This window comes from Citrobacter sp. BIDMC107, from assembly GCF_001037575.1.
Lineage (GTDB): Bacteria > Pseudomonadota > Gammaproteobacteria > Enterobacterales > Enterobacteriaceae > Citrobacter > Citrobacter freundii.
Genome location: NZ_KQ089848.1, coordinates 3,799,867 through 3,815,439 on the forward strand (window position 1 = coordinate 3,799,867; position 15,573 = coordinate 3,815,439).

11 protein-coding genes are annotated in these 15,573 nt (G+C 54.9%); 4 read left to right on the top strand and 7 right to left on the bottom strand.

Going from position 1 to position 15,573, the window contains the following annotated elements; all coding sequences use genetic code 11:
* Window positions 1-108 precede the first annotated feature (108 nt).
* From SK39_RS17680 to SK39_RS17695, 4 genes are all read left to right on the top strand, one after another.
* Complete coding sequence (locus SK39_RS17680) at window positions 109-3,375, top strand: DUF5107 domain-containing protein (protein ID WP_048217265.1); 3,267 nt, start codon at window positions 109-111, stop codon at window positions 3,373-3,375.
* 73 nt (window positions 3,376-3,448) lie between these two features.
* Window positions 3,449-4,888 (top strand): sugar porter family MFS transporter, encoded by a 1,440-nt coding sequence (locus SK39_RS17685; RefSeq protein ID WP_003838420.1) that lies wholly within the window; start codon window positions 3,449-3,451, stop codon window positions 4,886-4,888.
* Window positions 4,888-5,730, top strand: coding sequence for an aldose 1-epimerase (locus tag SK39_RS17690; RefSeq protein ID WP_048217266.1), 843 nt, complete (start codon window positions 4,888-4,890; stop codon window positions 5,728-5,730). The genes SK39_RS17685 and SK39_RS17690 overlap by 1 nt, the downstream gene beginning before the upstream one ends.
* 88 nt (window positions 5,731-5,818) lie before the next feature.
* On the top strand, window positions 5,819-6,967 hold the full coding sequence (locus SK39_RS17695) for a 3-phenylpropionate MFS transporter (RefSeq protein WP_003037650.1): 1,149 nt from the start codon (window positions 5,819-5,821) through the stop codon (window positions 6,965-6,967).
* Here the strand turns inward: SK39_RS17695 and csiE are convergent.
* From csiE to SK39_RS17730, 7 genes are all read right to left on the bottom strand, one after another.
* Window positions 6,962-8,239, bottom strand: coding sequence for a stationary phase inducible protein CsiE (gene csiE / locus SK39_RS17700; RefSeq protein ID WP_003037652.1), 1,278 nt, complete (start codon window positions 8,237-8,239; stop codon window positions 6,962-6,964). The genes SK39_RS17695 and csiE overlap by 6 nt on opposite strands.
* A 324-nt stretch (window positions 8,240-8,563) precedes the next feature.
* Entirely contained in the window at window positions 8,564-9,163 is a 600-nt protein-coding gene (locus SK39_RS17705) for a KpsF/GutQ family sugar-phosphate isomerase (RefSeq protein ID WP_003838425.1), read from the bottom strand.
* Complete coding sequence (locus tag SK39_RS17710) at window positions 9,160-10,797, bottom strand: FGGY-family carbohydrate kinase (RefSeq protein ID WP_003847100.1); 1,638 nt, start codon at window positions 10,795-10,797, stop codon at window positions 9,160-9,162. Before SK39_RS17710 ends, SK39_RS17705 begins: the two co-directional genes overlap by 4 nt.
* A gap of 17 nt (window positions 10,798-10,814) precedes the next feature.
* Entirely contained in the window at window positions 10,815-11,768 is a 954-nt protein-coding gene (locus SK39_RS17715; RefSeq protein WP_003037658.1) for an ABC transporter permease, read from the bottom strand.
* 1 nt (window position 11,769) lies between these two features.
* Window positions 11,770-12,759 (bottom strand): ABC transporter permease, encoded by a 990-nt coding sequence (locus SK39_RS17720; RefSeq protein ID WP_003037661.1) that lies wholly within the window; start codon window positions 12,757-12,759, stop codon window positions 11,770-11,772.
* On the bottom strand, window positions 12,752-14,260 hold the full coding sequence (locus SK39_RS17725) for a sugar ABC transporter ATP-binding protein (RefSeq protein WP_048217267.1): 1,509 nt from the start codon (window positions 14,258-14,260) through the stop codon (window positions 12,752-12,754). The genes SK39_RS17720 and SK39_RS17725 overlap by 8 nt, the downstream gene beginning before the upstream one ends.
* 103 nt (window positions 14,261-14,363) lie before the next feature.
* Complete coding sequence (locus SK39_RS17730; protein WP_003037665.1) at window positions 14,364-15,347, bottom strand: autoinducer 2 ABC transporter substrate-binding protein; 984 nt, start codon at window positions 15,345-15,347, stop codon at window positions 14,364-14,366.
* Between the last annotated feature and the right edge of the window lie 226 nt (window positions 15,348-15,573).

The following is a 15,573-nucleotide window of genomic DNA, read 5'->3' on the forward strand; positions in this document are numbered from 1 at the left end:
AACTCCCTTAACTATATTGCGTGAGCATTGCGCATTTTAGCGCCACTTAACTGCCGCAGAATAGCATCAAGTTAAATTTTTACTTTTTCTTATTGAGTGGAGAGCGGCATGTACGGTTCAGTTAAAGTCTGGCAAGAAACGATCACCCTCCCAACGTGGACGGCGGGTGAAGAAGATGCCAACCCAATGTTTCTGGAAAAGCGGGTTTACCAGGGATCTTCTGGCGCGGTGTATCCGTATGGCGTGATTGATACGCTGACCGGCAAACGTGAAATGCGCGACTATCAGGCGGTGTGGATGGAGAATGACTTCATTCGCGTCATGCTGTTGCCGGAGTTAGGCGGGCGTATTCATCGAGCGTATGACAAAGTACAGCAACGCGATTTTGTCTACTACAACGAAGTGGTGAAGCCCGCTCTGGTTGGTTTGCTTGGGCCGTGGATCTCTGGTGGCATTGAATTTAACTGGCCGCAGCATCATCGCCCAACCACTTTTATGCCAGTCGATTTTACGCAGCAGCAGGGTGAGCATGGCGAATATACCGTATGGATGGGTGAGGTAGAACCTATGCGCGGTTTACAGGTGATGACCGGATTTACGCTGTATCCGGATCGCGCCCTGATCGAGATAACCGGGAAGGTGTTTAACGGTAACGCTACGCCGCGCCATTTTTTATGGTGGGCGAATCCAGCGGTGAAGGGCGGCGACGATCACCAGAGCGTGTTTCCGCCGGATGTGACCGCAGTATTTGACCACGGTAAGCGTGATGTTTCTGCGTTTCCTATCGCCACCGGCACATACTATAAAGTGGACTACTCGGCTGGCGTGGATATCTCGCGCTACAAAAACGTGCCGGTACCGACCTCCTACATGGCTGAAAAATCAGATTATGATTTTGTTGGTGCATGGCATCACGGTGAGCGAGGCGGGCTGCTACATGTGGCTGACCACCACGTTTCGCCAGGGAAAAAACAGTGGACCTGGGGCTATGGCGACTTTGGCGTTGCCTGGGATCGTAACCTTACCGATGACAACGGTCCTTATATTGAACTGATGACCGGGGTCTTTACCGACAACCAGCCGGATTTCACCTGGCTTGCGCCGTACGAAGAGAAAGTCTTCGTACAAAACTTCCTGCCCTACAGCGAACTGGGCATGGTGCAAAACGCCAGTACGCAGTTGGCGCTTCGTCTGGTACGTGAGAGTAACCAGCTTTCTGTGGGCGTTTATGCGATTGCGCCGCTGCACGACGTGCAGATTACGCTTTCTGCCGATGGACAACCGTTCTATGAGCATACGCTGACCCTGGAGCCCGGACAAAGCTGGCTGGCTGATGTGTCTGACGATAACCATGCGCGGGTAACGATGACTGTCACTGGCGCCGATGGCACTACGCTTTTGCAGTACGAAGAGCACATCGCGCAAGAGTTACCACTGCCATCGGCGGCCGTCGCGCCAGCGCTGCCAGAAGCGCTTTCTAATACCGATGAACTCTATTTTATTGGTCAGCATCTGGAGCAGTACAACCATGCCAGCCGCTATGCCGAAGATTATTATCGCCGCGCGCTGGACGTTGATCCGCTGGACTACCGCAATAATGTGGCCCTGGGGACGCTGGCGCTAAACCGCGCCGACTGGGCGCTGGCGGCACAATGTGCTGGCAAGGCGCTGGAGCGGGCGCATAAGCTCAATAAAAATCCGCGTGATGGCGAGGCGAGTATGCTGCTGGCCGCCGCACAGGAACGTCAGGGCGATGATGACAGCGCGTGGGATAATTATTATAAGGCCAGCTGGAGCGGCAACTGCCGGGATGCGGCTTTCTGGTCGTTAGCGCGTCTGGCGATGAAGCGTCAGGACTACGCTGGCGCATTGGAAAAGGTGGAGCAGAGCCTGCGCTTTAACGGCAGTAATAACCTGGCGATGGGATTGAAAGCGCTGGCGCTGGCAAAGCTTGATCGCAATGCGCAAGCGCTGGACTACATTCGCCAACAGCTGGTGGATTATCCGCTGAGCTATACCCTGCACTATGCGCGCTGGGCTATCTGCCAGGACGAGGCGACAGCGCTTGCGCTGATCTCGATTACCGGGCGTCGCGGGACCAACGCGTGTGAACTGGCAGGCTGGCTGACCTCTTTGGGGCAAAAGGATGCTGCCCGTGGCGTGCTGGAACTGCTCGACAGCCAGGAAACGCTGCCGATGCTGTGGCGCGCCTCGCTGAGCGATAATCCACAACCCTTCATTGAACGTGCTCGTGAGTGTCTGCAAAACCGCGTGCGTTTCCCCAATACGCTGGATGAAGTGCAGATGCTGCAAACTCTTGAGCAAAGCGCTTTTGCCCGCTATTTACTCGGCTGTTTCTGGTACAGCAAACGGCGTTATGCCGAGGCGGTTTCCTGCTGGCAGTTCACGCTTGCGCAGGAAGCGGATTTCGCTCCGGCGCATCGTTTACTGGGGATTTACGCCTGGAACAAACTGCACGATGCGCAGCAGGCGAAACAGTATCTGTCGCAAGCCGTGGCGCTGGAGCCGCAAAATGCCCGCTTCCTGTTTGAACTCGACTATCTCAACAAGCTGATGGCACAACCGGCTGAACAGCGTCTGCAGCGGCTGGAAGCCAGCAAAGAGATTGTCTTCCAGCGTGATGATCTGACGGTGGAACTGCTCAGCTTGTGGAATGGGTTGGGGCGCTATGACGATGCCGCCGCAGTATTACGTGAGCGGGTGTTCCATCCGTGGGAAGGCGGTGAAGGTAAAGCCACCGGGCAATATCTGCTTAATCAATTACATCGTGCGCTGGCTGCCGTGCAGTCCGGCGACCCGCAAACTGCTATTACGCAACTGCAACAGGCGCTGCACTATCCGCAAAACCTCGGGGAAGGCCGTTTGCCAGGGCAAACGGATAACGACATCTGGTATTTGCTGGGGTATTGCGCGCAGCTGCAAGGCCATTTCGAAGAGTCTCATCGCTACTTCTCCCGTGCGACGCGCGGCGGAAGCTCACTGGATGCCGGACGTTACTACAACGACCAGCCAGTGGACTATCTCTTCTGGCAGGGTATGGCGCAGAGAAAACTTGGCGATGATGCAGAGGCGGACGCTCTGTTCAATAGCTTCCTGCAATGGGTTGAGTCGCATCACGACAACGTGCCGGATGTTGATTTCTTTGCCGTATCGCTACCCGACCTGGTGGTGCTGGATACCTCAGCAGAAGCAAAACACCAGCAACACTGCCTGTTTATCAATGCGCTCGGGCATCTGGGGCTAGGAAATAGCGCCGCCTGTCAGCGTGAACTTGATGAACTCCTGCAACTCAATCCGGCACATGACAAGGCATTACTGCTGCGTCACGCCATTAACGTAAGGCTTTTCCAGTAATACCCGAAACGGGTGGGGGATAACCTCACCCGAAACCTACTGTACCCTGCGTTTCCCTGAAAGAGGAATCATAATGAATAACGCGCAGACACATTTAAAGATTGGTTATGTCTGGACTATCTGCCTGGTTGCGGCCTGCGGAGGTTTACTGTTTGGCTATGACTGGGTGGTGATCGGCGGGGCAAAACCCTTCTATGAAGCATATTTCTCGATTACCGATCCGGCGCAATCCGGCTGGGCGATGAGTTCCGCGCTGGTTGGTTGTATCTTTGGCGCACTGATTTCCGGCTGGTGCGCCGATAAATTTGGCCGAAAAATGCCGCTGATTCTCTCAGCTATCCTGTTTAGCGCTTCTGCCTGGGGAACTGCCGTCGCCAGCAATTTCGACATGTTTATTGTCTATCGCATTGTGGGCGGCGTGGGGATTGGTCTGGCGTCTGCGCTAAGTCCGCTGTATATCGCCGAGGTCAGCCCCGCTGAAAAGCGAGGTCGCTTTGTTGCCGTTAACCAGCTCACCATCGTCATTGGCGTGCTGGCGGCGCAGCTTATCAACCTGATGATTGCCGAACCTGTTGCCACAGGCGCTACGCAGCAGGCAATTGTTGAAAGCTGGAACGGTCAGACAGGCTGGCGCTGGATGTTTGGTGCTGAATTAGTGCCTGCGGTAATTTTCCTGGTGCTGATGTTCTTTGTACCTGAATCGCCGCGCTGGCTGGTGAAAGCGGGCAAAGCCGATCGTGCGCGTGCCATGCTGCAGCGCATTGGTTCGGCGGAATATGCCGGGCAAACGCTGAAAGAGATTGAACATACGCTGCAAAAAGATAATCACAAGGTCGCGTGGTCAACGCTGTTACAACCGCAGATCAAACCGATCGTGATTATTGGCATGGTGCTGGCAGTGTTCCAGCAGTGGTGTGGGATCAACGTTATTTTCAACTATGCGCAGGAGATCTTCGCCTCTGCCGGATTCGACATCAACGGTACGTTAAAATCGATCGTGGCGACAGGGATCATCAATCTGGTCTTTACCCTTGCCGCTCTGCCGTTAGTGGACAAAATTGGCCGTCGTAAACTGATGCTGTTCGGCGCGTCAGGATTGACGGTTATCTACGTACTGATTGCCGGGGCGTACGGGTTGGGCATTATGGGCTGGCCGGTTCTGGTTCTGGTGCTGGCGGCAATCGCGATTTATGCTCTGACGCTGGCGCCGGTGACCTGGGTGCTGCTATCAGAAATTTTTCCCAACCGCGTGCGCGGGCTGGCAATGTCGCTGGGGACGCTGGCGCTGTGGATTGCTTGTTTCCTGCTGACCTATACCTTCCCGCTGCTCAATGCGAGTCTGGGCGCGTCGGGAAGCTTCCTGCTGTACGGTGTGATTTGCGCGATGGGCTTCATCTATGTTTTGCGTAATGTACCGGAAACCAAAGGCGTGACGCTGGAAGCGCTGGAAGAACAGCTGGCGGCGCAGCATACAAAAGTTGGTGCATCAACCCAACCGCGAAGCGCCCGCTAATGGATGGTCTGCTGACGCTACAAAACGCACATCTGCGGATGTGCGTCGATCCGCAGGGCGGTTCTCTATTAAGCCTGGTTTCGTTACAACATCAACAGGCCATTTTACGCGAAGGTCATGGTCAGCAGCCTGGTGATTGCGGCCTGTTCCCGATGCTGCCGGTCGCGAATCGGGTGGCGGGAAATCGTTTTATGCTGCGCGGTGAAGAGGTGGTTTTACCTCAACATGGCGCAGACGATACTTTCTTCCTGCACGGTGACGGCTGGCTGCAACGCTGGCAGATTATTACCGCTACCCAAAGCGGCTGTTTGCTGCAGTTGCGCAGTTGGCACCCCTGCGGCTACGACTATACGGCGCAGCTTTGCTATCAACTGGAAACCTCAAGCCTGCACGCCTCGTTGACGCTCACTCATTGCGGTGAACAGTCAATGATTTACGGCTGTGGGTTCCATCCATTTTTCGCCTTTGATAAGCGCAGCACGGCGCAGTTCACCGCCGGCGGTTACTGGCCGGAGGGGGAACAGCATCTGCCGCTGGAATGGCAACGCGATATCCCTGCAGTGGCGGATTTCAAGCATGCGCAATACGGTGAGGATAGCTGGCTGAATGTCGGATATTCTGGCTGGAGCGGGCGGGCCGTTATTCAGCGAGATGTAATGAAAGTCACGATTTTAGCGCAAACTCCGTGGTTGATGCTGTTCAGAATGTCGGGTGAGGAGTTCCTGTGCCTGGAGCCGCAAACGCATCCGGTGAATGCCCACAACATGCAGGGGCAGCCGGGATTGCAGGTTTTAGCGCAGGGAGAACGCTGCCATTTTGCGATGCAAATTAGCGTCGAATAGGGCAAAAATCATGTTATCTGCCTGTTAATGCTCTCTTGCGCCAGCCTGCGTTTGTCGCCAGACTATCACCTCCAAACGGGAGGGATTCATGGCTTTGCATTCCACGCGCTGGCTGGCGCTCGGTTATTTCACCTACTTCTTTAGCTACGGTATCTTTCTGCCTTTCTGGAGCGTCTGGCTCGAAGGGTTAGGGCTGACGCCGGAAACCATCGGCTTACTGCTGGGCGCGGGGCTGATTGCCCGTTTTCTCGGTAGCTTGCTGATTGCACCGCGTGTGAGCGATCCCTCTCGGCTGATCTCAGCGTTACGTATTCTGGCCTTGTTGACGTTGGTGTTTGCGCTGGCCTTCTGGGCGGGGACCAACGTGGCGTGGCTGATGGTGGTGATGGTCGGCTTTAACCTGTTTTTCTCGCCGCTGGTGCCGCTGACCGATGCACTGGCCAACACCTGGCAAAAACAGATAACCATGGATTACGGTCGGGTGCGACTGTGGGGATCCGTGGCCTTTGTGATCGGCTCTGCGTTGACCGGCAAACTGGTGAGCCTGTTCGACTATCGGGTGATCCTGGTCCTGTTATCGCTTGGCGCCGCCTCAATGCTGCTGGGCATGATGATTCGCCCGAGCGTGCAACCAGCGGGTGAAAACCGTCAGCAGGAGAGCGCAGGATGGCCCGCCTGGCGCGCGCTAATAACCCAAAGCTGGCGTTTTCTGGCCTGCGTGAGTCTGCTGCAGGGCGCACATGCAGCTTATTACGGTTTCAGCGCCATTTACTGGCAGTCTGCCGGTTATTCCGCTTCGGCGGTGGGCTATTTATGGTCATTAGGCGTGGTGGCGGAAGTGATTATTTTTGCGCTCAGCCACAAGCTGTTCCGCCGCTTTAGCGCTCGCGATCTTCTGCTACTTTCCGCCGTTTGCGGCGTGGCGCGTTGGGGTCTGATGGGCTGGAGCACAGAGCTGCCATGGCTGATTGTGGTGCAAATCCTGCATTGCGGAACGTTTACCGTCTGCCACCTGGCGGCGATGCGTTACATTGCGGCACGCCAGGGCAGTGAAGTGATTCGTCTGCAGGCGGTATATTCTGCGGTGGCGATGGGCGGCAGTATCGCCATCATGACCGTTTTCGCCGGCTATCTGTACCAGAACCTGGGCAGCGGCGTATTCTGGGTGATGGCGCTGGTGGCGCTCCCGGCAATTGTTCTGCGCCCGAAAGTGGTGGCGCAGCCTGCGACGTTATGATTCAAGGATTTTGCGGATTTGCTGCTGCTGGTGAGACGTAAGCGCCAGATCCGCATGAATCAGCGGGGGAGAAAACAGCGGTAGCGGCGTGGTGTACGGTGTAATAATCAGCGTTACGCCACGCGGCGCTCCCTCTTTTTGAAAGTCCTGCATCGGCATATGCTTTACGTTGAGCGGCAGCAACGTCAGTTCGCGCAGCTGTTGTTCTATATGCGCTTCAAGTTGTTCGTTACTACCGGTCAGCAGGATAATCTGCTTTTCGTGCAAATCCTTCTCCTGCATCAGCCAGGCGCCGAAAATAACGGCGACCAGGCCGATCTCTTCTTCTGAAAACTGGACATCGTATTCCGCTTCAAAGCCGTGAATCGCCTCGCGGGTAGTTCGAACCAGCCGGGGATAAAGTCGGCTGAACTCCTCCGGTAGCGTGTTATCAATGCCGATGGCAAACACGCTGCGGTTCAGTGCCTGGGCCAGGTGGATATACAACTGGTCATTCAGCCCTTGCTCGTCGCTGAAGCGCACGTTGCCATACTCGCGAAAACGCAGCACCAGCCGCGCAATAGCAAGGCGCAGGCGGCGATCCTGCTGGTGATTATCGCGGATCGGGTCGGGGATGCGGATCATTGAGAATAACAACGCCATAAACAGCGATTCGCCCAGCGGCGCACTTTGCATGACGTGGCGCTGCCAGTGGCGGCCAATTTCCTCGGCGAGCGGATACTCAGCGCAGGATTGCGCCCACCGTTGCTGGAGTGGATTAAACTCCGGGGTGATCCCCGCGTGGTGCTGTAGCAGACAATATTGTAAATACAAGCGCAGGAACTGGATGTCACGACACTCAAACGGCTTCTGTAAGCGCCGGGAGCACAGATTGATGAGCGCATGCAGATTGGTGTCGTCATACAGAGTACGTGCGATACCTTGTTGTTTAAGAGCAATTTTTAAAGTGGGCGTGAAATGCTGAGCGATAAAAGTAGGGCAAATCCGCAGGCCACGGCGCAGCCACTGCAACAGACACAGACGCTGATTTAGCGGGGTTCCTTCGATCGCATAGCCACCATTCTGCGCTGTGGCTATCGTGAGCCGGTGATAGCGCTGGATTTCGAGCCCTGCGCCAATAATATCTTCCTGAACCGTGGCATCATCGACACCATTGAGGCTGCTGAAGGTTTGTGTAGTCGCGATTTGCCCCGGCAGGAAAAGCGTCAGCAGAACCTGGCAACGGCGCTGGGGAGCGGAAAGTACAGATGGCGGAGCAAGCGTTGACATCATCTGTAGGGTCTCCCGTAAGTATGTTTGATAAGAATAGCTAAAGTTTGCTCATAGATTTGAGGAATGGAATGCTTTCCACCAGGAATGCTGGAGAGCGTCACAGAATTTTTAACGTGCGGAACAGATAGCGGTAGTGGAACGCAGCGCGTTAATCCGCTTTTTCACTGCTTTATCTTTTTGTTGAGATATAAAAAATGCCAGAGGGGGGGAATGCTGGCGGAGGGAGGTATGAAAATGCTATCTCAGAGAAGTGAAAAACCTAAAGTGAACGTAGCAATACGACGGAGGCAACAGATTCATTACCTCCGTAACAGCTGTCTGGCGTTACTTCTCACGACTCAACGTTAATCCCACATCGCCGCCCGGATGTACCGCCAGCAGCGTTTCCTTTGAGTAGCCGCTCTCGCTCATCAGACAGGCACAGGCGGCGTCAAAGATAGCAAGCACCAGTAAAATGGAGGTGGTGGCTAACATGTTCAGCGGGTCGGCCTCTCGCTGAACGCCAGTGGAAATCACTAGCTTCGATGCTTTAGCGATGGCCGAATCGGCGTTTTCAGTCACGCTCAGGATGGGCACATTCCTCGCAGCCAGTCCGGGCAGCAGCCGGGTGAGCTCGTCCGAATTCCCCCCGCGTGACAGCATAATCACCAGGTCGTCGGCGCGTAAAAAACCGAGATCGCCATGTGCTGCGTCCGTCGCGTTGAGGTAAATCGCCGGACGTTCCACGCAGGCAAGCATATGTGCGACTTTACGCGCTGCAATGCCAGAGGTACCGACGCCGGTGACGACGATTTTGCCCTGACAACCGCGCAGCTCCGCCATCAGCGACTGCCAGACAGGTTCAGTCAGATGCTGCCCCAGACCCGCCAGGGCATCGCTATAGAGCTGGAATACGCCGCTGGCCTGAGACCAGGAGTTACTCATGCGTCCTCCTGCATCAACTGGCGGTATTTCATATGATCCTGATACATCTCGTGGAATACCCGATATTTGCGATCGTAGTACTGCTTAATGCGATTAGTCTGCGGGGTAACCGTTTTACCAATCCGGCTCATCGCTGACATTGCTTCCGGGAAGGTATCGAACACGCCCGCGGCGATAGTTCCCATCATGGCGCCACCCAGCAGCATGGCTTCGCTCTCTTCAGGCAGCAGCATCGCACAGCCGGTGGCGTTGGCATGCTCCTGAACGAAGATCGGGTTTTTCGTCCCGCCGCCGCTGGCCATAATGGTATCGATCGTGTAGCCGCTTTGATTCATCGTTTCAATGATATGACGGGTTCCCAGCGCAATGGCCTGAATGGTCGCGAGGTACTGTAACGCCATATCTTCCGGCGTGCGCGACAGCTTCAGTCCAGTGATAGCGCCTGTGAGCGTTGGGTTGGCGCGCGGTGAACGGTTGCCGTGGAAATAGGGCAGGATGTGCATATCGCGGGTTAAAAATGCGATATCTTCCGGCTCACCGGCCATTTTACGCAGCAGCGCATTCAACACTTCATAAATGGTCTGCCCTTGAGATTTCGCCTGGGTCAACAAGGTTTCGTAACAAGGATGCGACTGAATAACGTGGTCGATTAACGCCCCGGTTGCCGACTGTCCACCTTCGTTAAGCCAGTATTCTGGCAGCACTGCTGAGTAGTAAGGCCCCCAAACACCGCCGATAAAACGCGGCTCTTTGGAAATCGCCATGTGTCCGGTAGAGGTGCCGCCAATCAGCGCGACGCGGCGATCGAAATCCGCTACCTCGCCGGAAACACCGCTCGCGCCGAGCGTACCGAGCGTACCGGCGTGGGCATCGATGATCGAGACGCTGACAGCGGTCCCCGGAATCAGCCCCATTTCGCTGGCGGCGCGCGCAGAAAGACCATGACCAAGCGGTTCGCCCATGGTTTTCACGTAGCGACCAATTTTGGCGGCATCATGTTCCAGCAAGTCTTCCAGCCCAATCTGGCGGAAATAACTGGCATCCCATTTGTCTTCATGGCCCATATAGGTCCATTTACACACCGTCGAGCACAGTGAGCGCGTGTCATCGCCCGTTGCGCGCCAGGTCAGGAAATCGGGCAGGTCAAAGTAGTATCCCGCATTGGCCCAGGTGTTGGGCATATGTTGCTTCAACCACAGCAGTTTGGGCGTTTGCATTTCCGGGGAGATAATACCGCCAACGTAGTCCAGCACCCGATGATGCAGGGCGTTAATGCGCTCAGCCTGAGTAATGGCGCGGTGATCCATCCACACAATGATATTCTGTTCGCTGCGCCCGGACGGACTAATGGTCAGTGGTTTACCTTCTTTGTCCAACACCACCAGTGAACAGGTCGCGTCAAAGCCCAGACCTTTCACCTGGATAGGGTTGATATCCGACTGGTTAATCGCATCGCGAACCGCGTTACACACCGCCTGCCAGATGTTATCGGAAGACTGCTCAACAAAATCGGCCTGCGGACGGTAAATCTCGATGGCCCGACTGGCCTGGCCGACCATTCTGCCGTTGAGATCAAACACGCCAGCACGGGCGCTTCCGGTTCCGACATCCACACCAATAAAGTAACTTGCCATAATTTTTTCTCCTGAAATCAGGCTTTACGATTCTGTAATGCGATAAAGAGGATCAGCACCGCGCCCCACAGCGCCATCGTCAGATAGCTGCTGACCCCCAGCAAGTTAAGGCCGCTTTCCAGCATTTGCAGCACAATCAGCGCCAGTACCAGGCCGATAATGCGTCCGAAGCCGCCATCCGGATTGATGCCACCGAGTACGGAGGCAAGGATGGTGACCAGCAGGTAGGACTCACCGTATCCGGCTTTTGCCGAGTTGAATTTCGCCATCATCAGAATGGCGGCGACCCAGCCGAGCAGGGCTGAAATCACGTACACGGAAATTTGTACCCGTACGGTATTCACACCACTGTAGCGGGTAGCCTGTTCATTGGAGCCGACGAGATAAAGACTGCGCCCCAGCGTGGTGTGCTCCAGCAGTACCCATAGCAGGATTGCCACCAGGAAAAAGAGCAACAGCGCCACCGGAATACCCGCAATCGTGGCGTTGCCAAGGTACTGAATGGCGGTCGGGAAACCCGAAATCACCGTCCCGTTGGAGAGCAGAATATTCAGCCCGGAGATAAGTGTCATCGTGCCGAGGGTGGCGAGAATCGGTGAGACGCCGACCCAGGCAATCAGCGCGCCGTTGAGCGTACCGATAGCCACCGCCACGGCTGCGCCTGCCAGCAGCGCCAGCACCAGAAACAGCGGGTTATCCGGATGGGTAACGATAATCGCTGCCATTACCAGCGAGCAGGCGTTCGCCCCGGCAATAATTGACAGGTTAATGCCGCCGGTCAGCATGGTCATACCCATCCCGAGGGCCAGCATACCGAGGATCGGTAACTGTGAGCCTATCGACTGGAAGTTAGCGACGCTAAAAAAACGGCTGCCGAGCAGGGCTGAGAAAACCAGGGCGACGACCACAATAATGACGCATTGCAGACGAATGATGGCATCACCGGGTAAAAATCTGGCGATTGTTTTCATCTCAAAGCTCCCTTGCCAGTTTGCGTTTTTCGTTCCAGGCCGTGGCACTGATGCTGACCAGGATAATGGCGCCGCTGAATACGGTGTGCCAGTAAGAGGAGACGCTGAGTAGCGTCAGACCATTTTGTAAGAAGGCGAGCAAGACAACGCCGAGCAGGGTTCCGGTCAACGTACCGCGCCCGCCGCTCATGCTGGTTCCGCCGAGTACGACCGCCGCCAGCACCGTCAGCTCAAAGCCGAGCAGCGAATTGGGTGCAACTGACTGGGTGATTTGCGCCTGAACCACGGCGGCAACACCTGCCAGAATGCCCATATAGCCATAGACGTAGAAATGCAGCTTCAGCAGATTCAGCCCCAGGCGTGAGGCCGCGTCGCGGTTGCCGCCCATGGCGTAAACCTGACGGCCAAGACGGGTATAGTTCATCAGCACTGCGGTAAAGACGATCACCGCCGCCAGGCACAGCAGGGGCAGGGTGAGGCCGTAGTCGTAGCCATCTGCCGCGGTGAAGGAGAACCAGTTAATGCCGTTCATAAACCAGTCAGGGAAACCGTACAGCCAGGTGCCTTTGGTGGCGTAAACCAGAAGGCCGTAGTAGACGTTCAGCGTGGCGATGGTAATGATGATTGCCGGAACGCGCAGCCAGTAGACCAGGAAGCCATTAATGAGCCCAAGCAGCAGGCCCACCGCAATCGCAATGGTTAACGCCAGAGCGAAGTTACCGCCGTGGCCGATCACCCAACTGGCCATCGCATACTGGGCAATCGCGGTCATCGCCGGAAAGGAGATATCGATCCCACCGGAAATCAGCACCACAAACAACCCGCAGGCAAGAATGCCGAGAATCGCGTAGCTGGTGGCCACATCTGTCAGATTGCCGAGCGAGAGGAACTCATCGGTGCTGACACTTAGCCCAACCGCGAGCGCTACGACCAGCAGGCCCAGCCAGAATTCATGTTGTCCGATTAAACGGGACAGATGCATCTTATTCATTGATTACCTCGACCACTTCAGCAATCTCCTCTTCACGGCAGTGATGAGGATTAAATTCCGCCACCAGTCTGCCGCGACGCATCACCAGCACGCGGTGGCTGTTGTAATATGCTTCCGGAATTTCATCGCAAATCATCAGCACCGCCATACCTTGTTCCGCCAAATCGCGGGCTATCTGGTAAATGCCCTCTTTGTTGGCGATATCCACGCCGACGGTAGGCGAGTCGAGGATCAGGATGCGGGGATTGGTCGCCACCCATTTGGCAATGGCGATACGCTGGGCATTGCCGCCGGAAAGGGTTTTGACCGGCAGGTGCGGATCGGACACTTTGATATTCAGTTCGCGGATTAAATCGGCGACCAGCTTTTGCGCTTTACGATGATCGAGCAAGCCGCTACCGGTGTGCAGTTGATCAAACACCGTGACGATGGTGTTGTCGTAAATCGACTGCTCCATGATCAGCCCCTGCGTCAGGCGATCTTCTGAGACGTAGCCGATCCCGTGCTTAATGGCGTCGTGGTTATTATGAAGCGTGACCGGCTGACCGTTAATACGCATCTCGCCGCTTTCCGGGTGCGTCATGCCAAACAGGCTCAAACAAAGCTCGGTACGCCCGGCGCCCAACAGGCCGACAATCGAGACAATCTCGCCGCCATGCAGCGACAGATTAATGTTCTGGTATTTGCCTCTGCGGCTGAGATTGCGCAGCTCCAGCAGGGGTTCTCGATCGTCGAATGATTTCTCCGGCAGCGGGCTGTAGTGGAAGCGTTGTCCGGTCATCAGGAAAGCCAGCTCGTGGCTGTCGAGTTCGCTGGCAGGATATGTGCCCACCAGTTTGCCGTCGCGCATGACGCTGATACGGTCTGCCACTTCCATTACTTCATCCAGACGATGGCTGACAAACACCACGCAAATGCCGGCCGCTTTAAGTTCGTTAACCACCTTCAGCAGTCCATTGACCTCCTGGCGGGTTAGCGAGGCGGTGGGCTCGTCCATAATCACCAGACGCGCATCTGCGGCAATTGCCCGGCAAATAGCGACCAGCTGTCGGTCGGCAATCGAGAGTTTTTCTACTTTTTTATCGGGATCGATATTCACCCCGATACGTTTCATGGCTGCCAGCGCCTGCTGTTTCATAGCACCACGACGCACCCAGATATCACCGCCCGGCAGATAGCGGTTGACCGCGATATTTTCTGCGACGCTAAAGTTGGGGAACAGCGACAGGTCCTGATAAATAACCTGAATGCCATAATGGGAAGAGAGCTGCGGCGTCAGGTGATGGAACAATTTTCCGTCGAGTAAAATCTGCGCGCCTTTTTCCGGGTGATAAACCCCGGAGATCACTTTAATAATGGTACTTTTACCACAGCCGTTTTGACCCGCCAGACAGTGAACTTCGCCTTTTCTCAGCGTCAGATTCACGTTATCCAGCGCCAGCACGCCCGGGAATTGTTTGCTGATATTCTCAAGAGTGATAAATGCGGTGGTGTCTGCCATGGACAATACCCCTGCGAGCGCCCTGACGGACGCTGAGTGTTAGTTTGGTTGATAGCGCCGACCAGACGGTCGGCGTTAAGGTTCCCTGGTGTTGGCTAAAGCCTTAGAAACCAAGTGATTGTGCGTTGTCTTTGGTGACTTCGAGGATCTTGTTAAAGCGGATCACTTTCTTCTCCGTGTCGATATCGGCTTTCCCTAAACCGTCGATACTCAGATCTGCATTGACTTCTTTGCCCTGCAACAGCTGATCGGCAACCGTTACCAGCGCATAGCCCGCATCTTTTGGATCCCACAGCAGCGCTTTTTTGATATCTCCACGCATCAGGTAAGGCGCAGCCTGCGCTGGCATGGCGATCCCGACAACGGCGATCTTATCTTTGGCGCGTTTTTTCTGCACAGCCTGACCCGCACCAATTGGACCCAGTGAGCCGAAGCCGATAATGCCCTTCATCTGCGGATAGGTTTTCATCAGATCCAGCGTTGTGGCGTAGGATTTATCAATGCTTTCCGCGACCGGCAGGCGTGAAGTGACCTCGAACATTTCCGGATATTTTTCTTTCTGGTACTTAATTGCATAATCCGCCCACGCGTTATGCAGTGGGACCGTCAGCGAACCAACATAGATTGCATACCCGCCTTTGCCGCCCATATTTTTCGCTAACTCATCGACGTTGGCTTGTGCGTATTTTTCACTATCGATGGTTTCGATATCCCACTGACCGATTTGCTCGTCCGGGGATTCGTGCGTCAGGACCACAATGCCTTTATCGCGCGCTTTTTTCAGTACTGGCTCAAGAACCTTGGCATCGTTCGGTACCACGATGATTGCGTTGACGTTTTTGGCGATCAGATCCTCAATCACTTTGACCTGCTGTGCCGGATCCGGCGTAGATGGACCGGTCTGGTAAGCGTTCACATCCAGTTTTTTTGCTGCTTCGTTAACGCCGGTTTCCATGCGGTTAAACCAGGGAATACCGGTGACCTTTGCAACCACAGCAATTTCATATTTTTCCGCCGCAAAGGACGTGCCGGACAACATGCATGCAGAAACCAGGGTTGCACTGAGTAATGCGAGTTTGAATTTCATAGTTGTACCTTTCGTAGGGGGCAGGACATGTCACGGCGTGAAGTTAACAACGAATGGAAGAGGGAATGAATCATAAGTTTGGAGAATGTGATATATGCCCATTATTGTTATTTTATGGAAATAAAGTGGTTAATAATTGGTTAAATTTACATGATTTTAGATTCAGGCATTCAAATTAAGTGTTAATAAAACATTAAAATGAAACTTTTAATTAACATTTTGTTAT

Bases quoted from the DNA above. Each gene is read 5' to 3' on its own strand.
- SK39_RS17680 (WP_048217265.1), top strand. From the start codon at position 109: ATGTACGGTTCAGTTAAAGTCTGGCAAGAAACGATCACCCTCCCAACG.
- SK39_RS17685 (WP_003838420.1), top strand. From the start codon at position 3,449: ATGAATAACGCGCAGACACATTTAAAGATTGGTTATGTCTGGACTATC.
- SK39_RS17690 (WP_048217266.1), top strand. From the start codon at position 4,888: ATGGATGGTCTGCTGACGCTACAAAACGCACATCTGCGGATGTGCGTC.
- SK39_RS17695 (WP_003037650.1), top strand. From the start codon at position 5,819: ATGGCTTTGCATTCCACGCGCTGGCTGGCGCTCGGTTATTTCACCTAC.
- csiE (WP_003037652.1), bottom strand. From the start codon at position 8,239: ATGATGTCAACGCTTGCTCCGCCATCTGTACTTTCCGCTCCCCAGCGC.
- SK39_RS17705 (WP_003838425.1), bottom strand. From the start codon at position 9,163: ATGAGTAACTCCTGGTCTCAGGCCAGCGGCGTATTCCAGCTCTATAGC.
- SK39_RS17710 (WP_003847100.1), bottom strand. From the start codon at position 10,797: ATGGCAAGTTACTTTATTGGTGTGGATGTCGGAACCGGAAGCGCCCGT.
- SK39_RS17715 (WP_003037658.1), bottom strand. From the start codon at position 11,768: ATGAAAACAATCGCCAGATTTTTACCCGGTGATGCCATCATTCGTCTG.
- SK39_RS17720 (WP_003037661.1), bottom strand. From the start codon at position 12,759: ATGAATAAGATGCATCTGTCCCGTTTAATCGGACAACATGAATTCTGG.
- SK39_RS17725 (WP_048217267.1), bottom strand. From the start codon at position 14,260: ATGGCAGACACCACCGCATTTATCACTCTTGAGAATATCAGCAAACAA.
- SK39_RS17730 (WP_003037665.1), bottom strand. From the start codon at position 15,347: ATGAAATTCAAACTCGCATTACTCAGTGCAACCCTGGTTTCTGCATGC.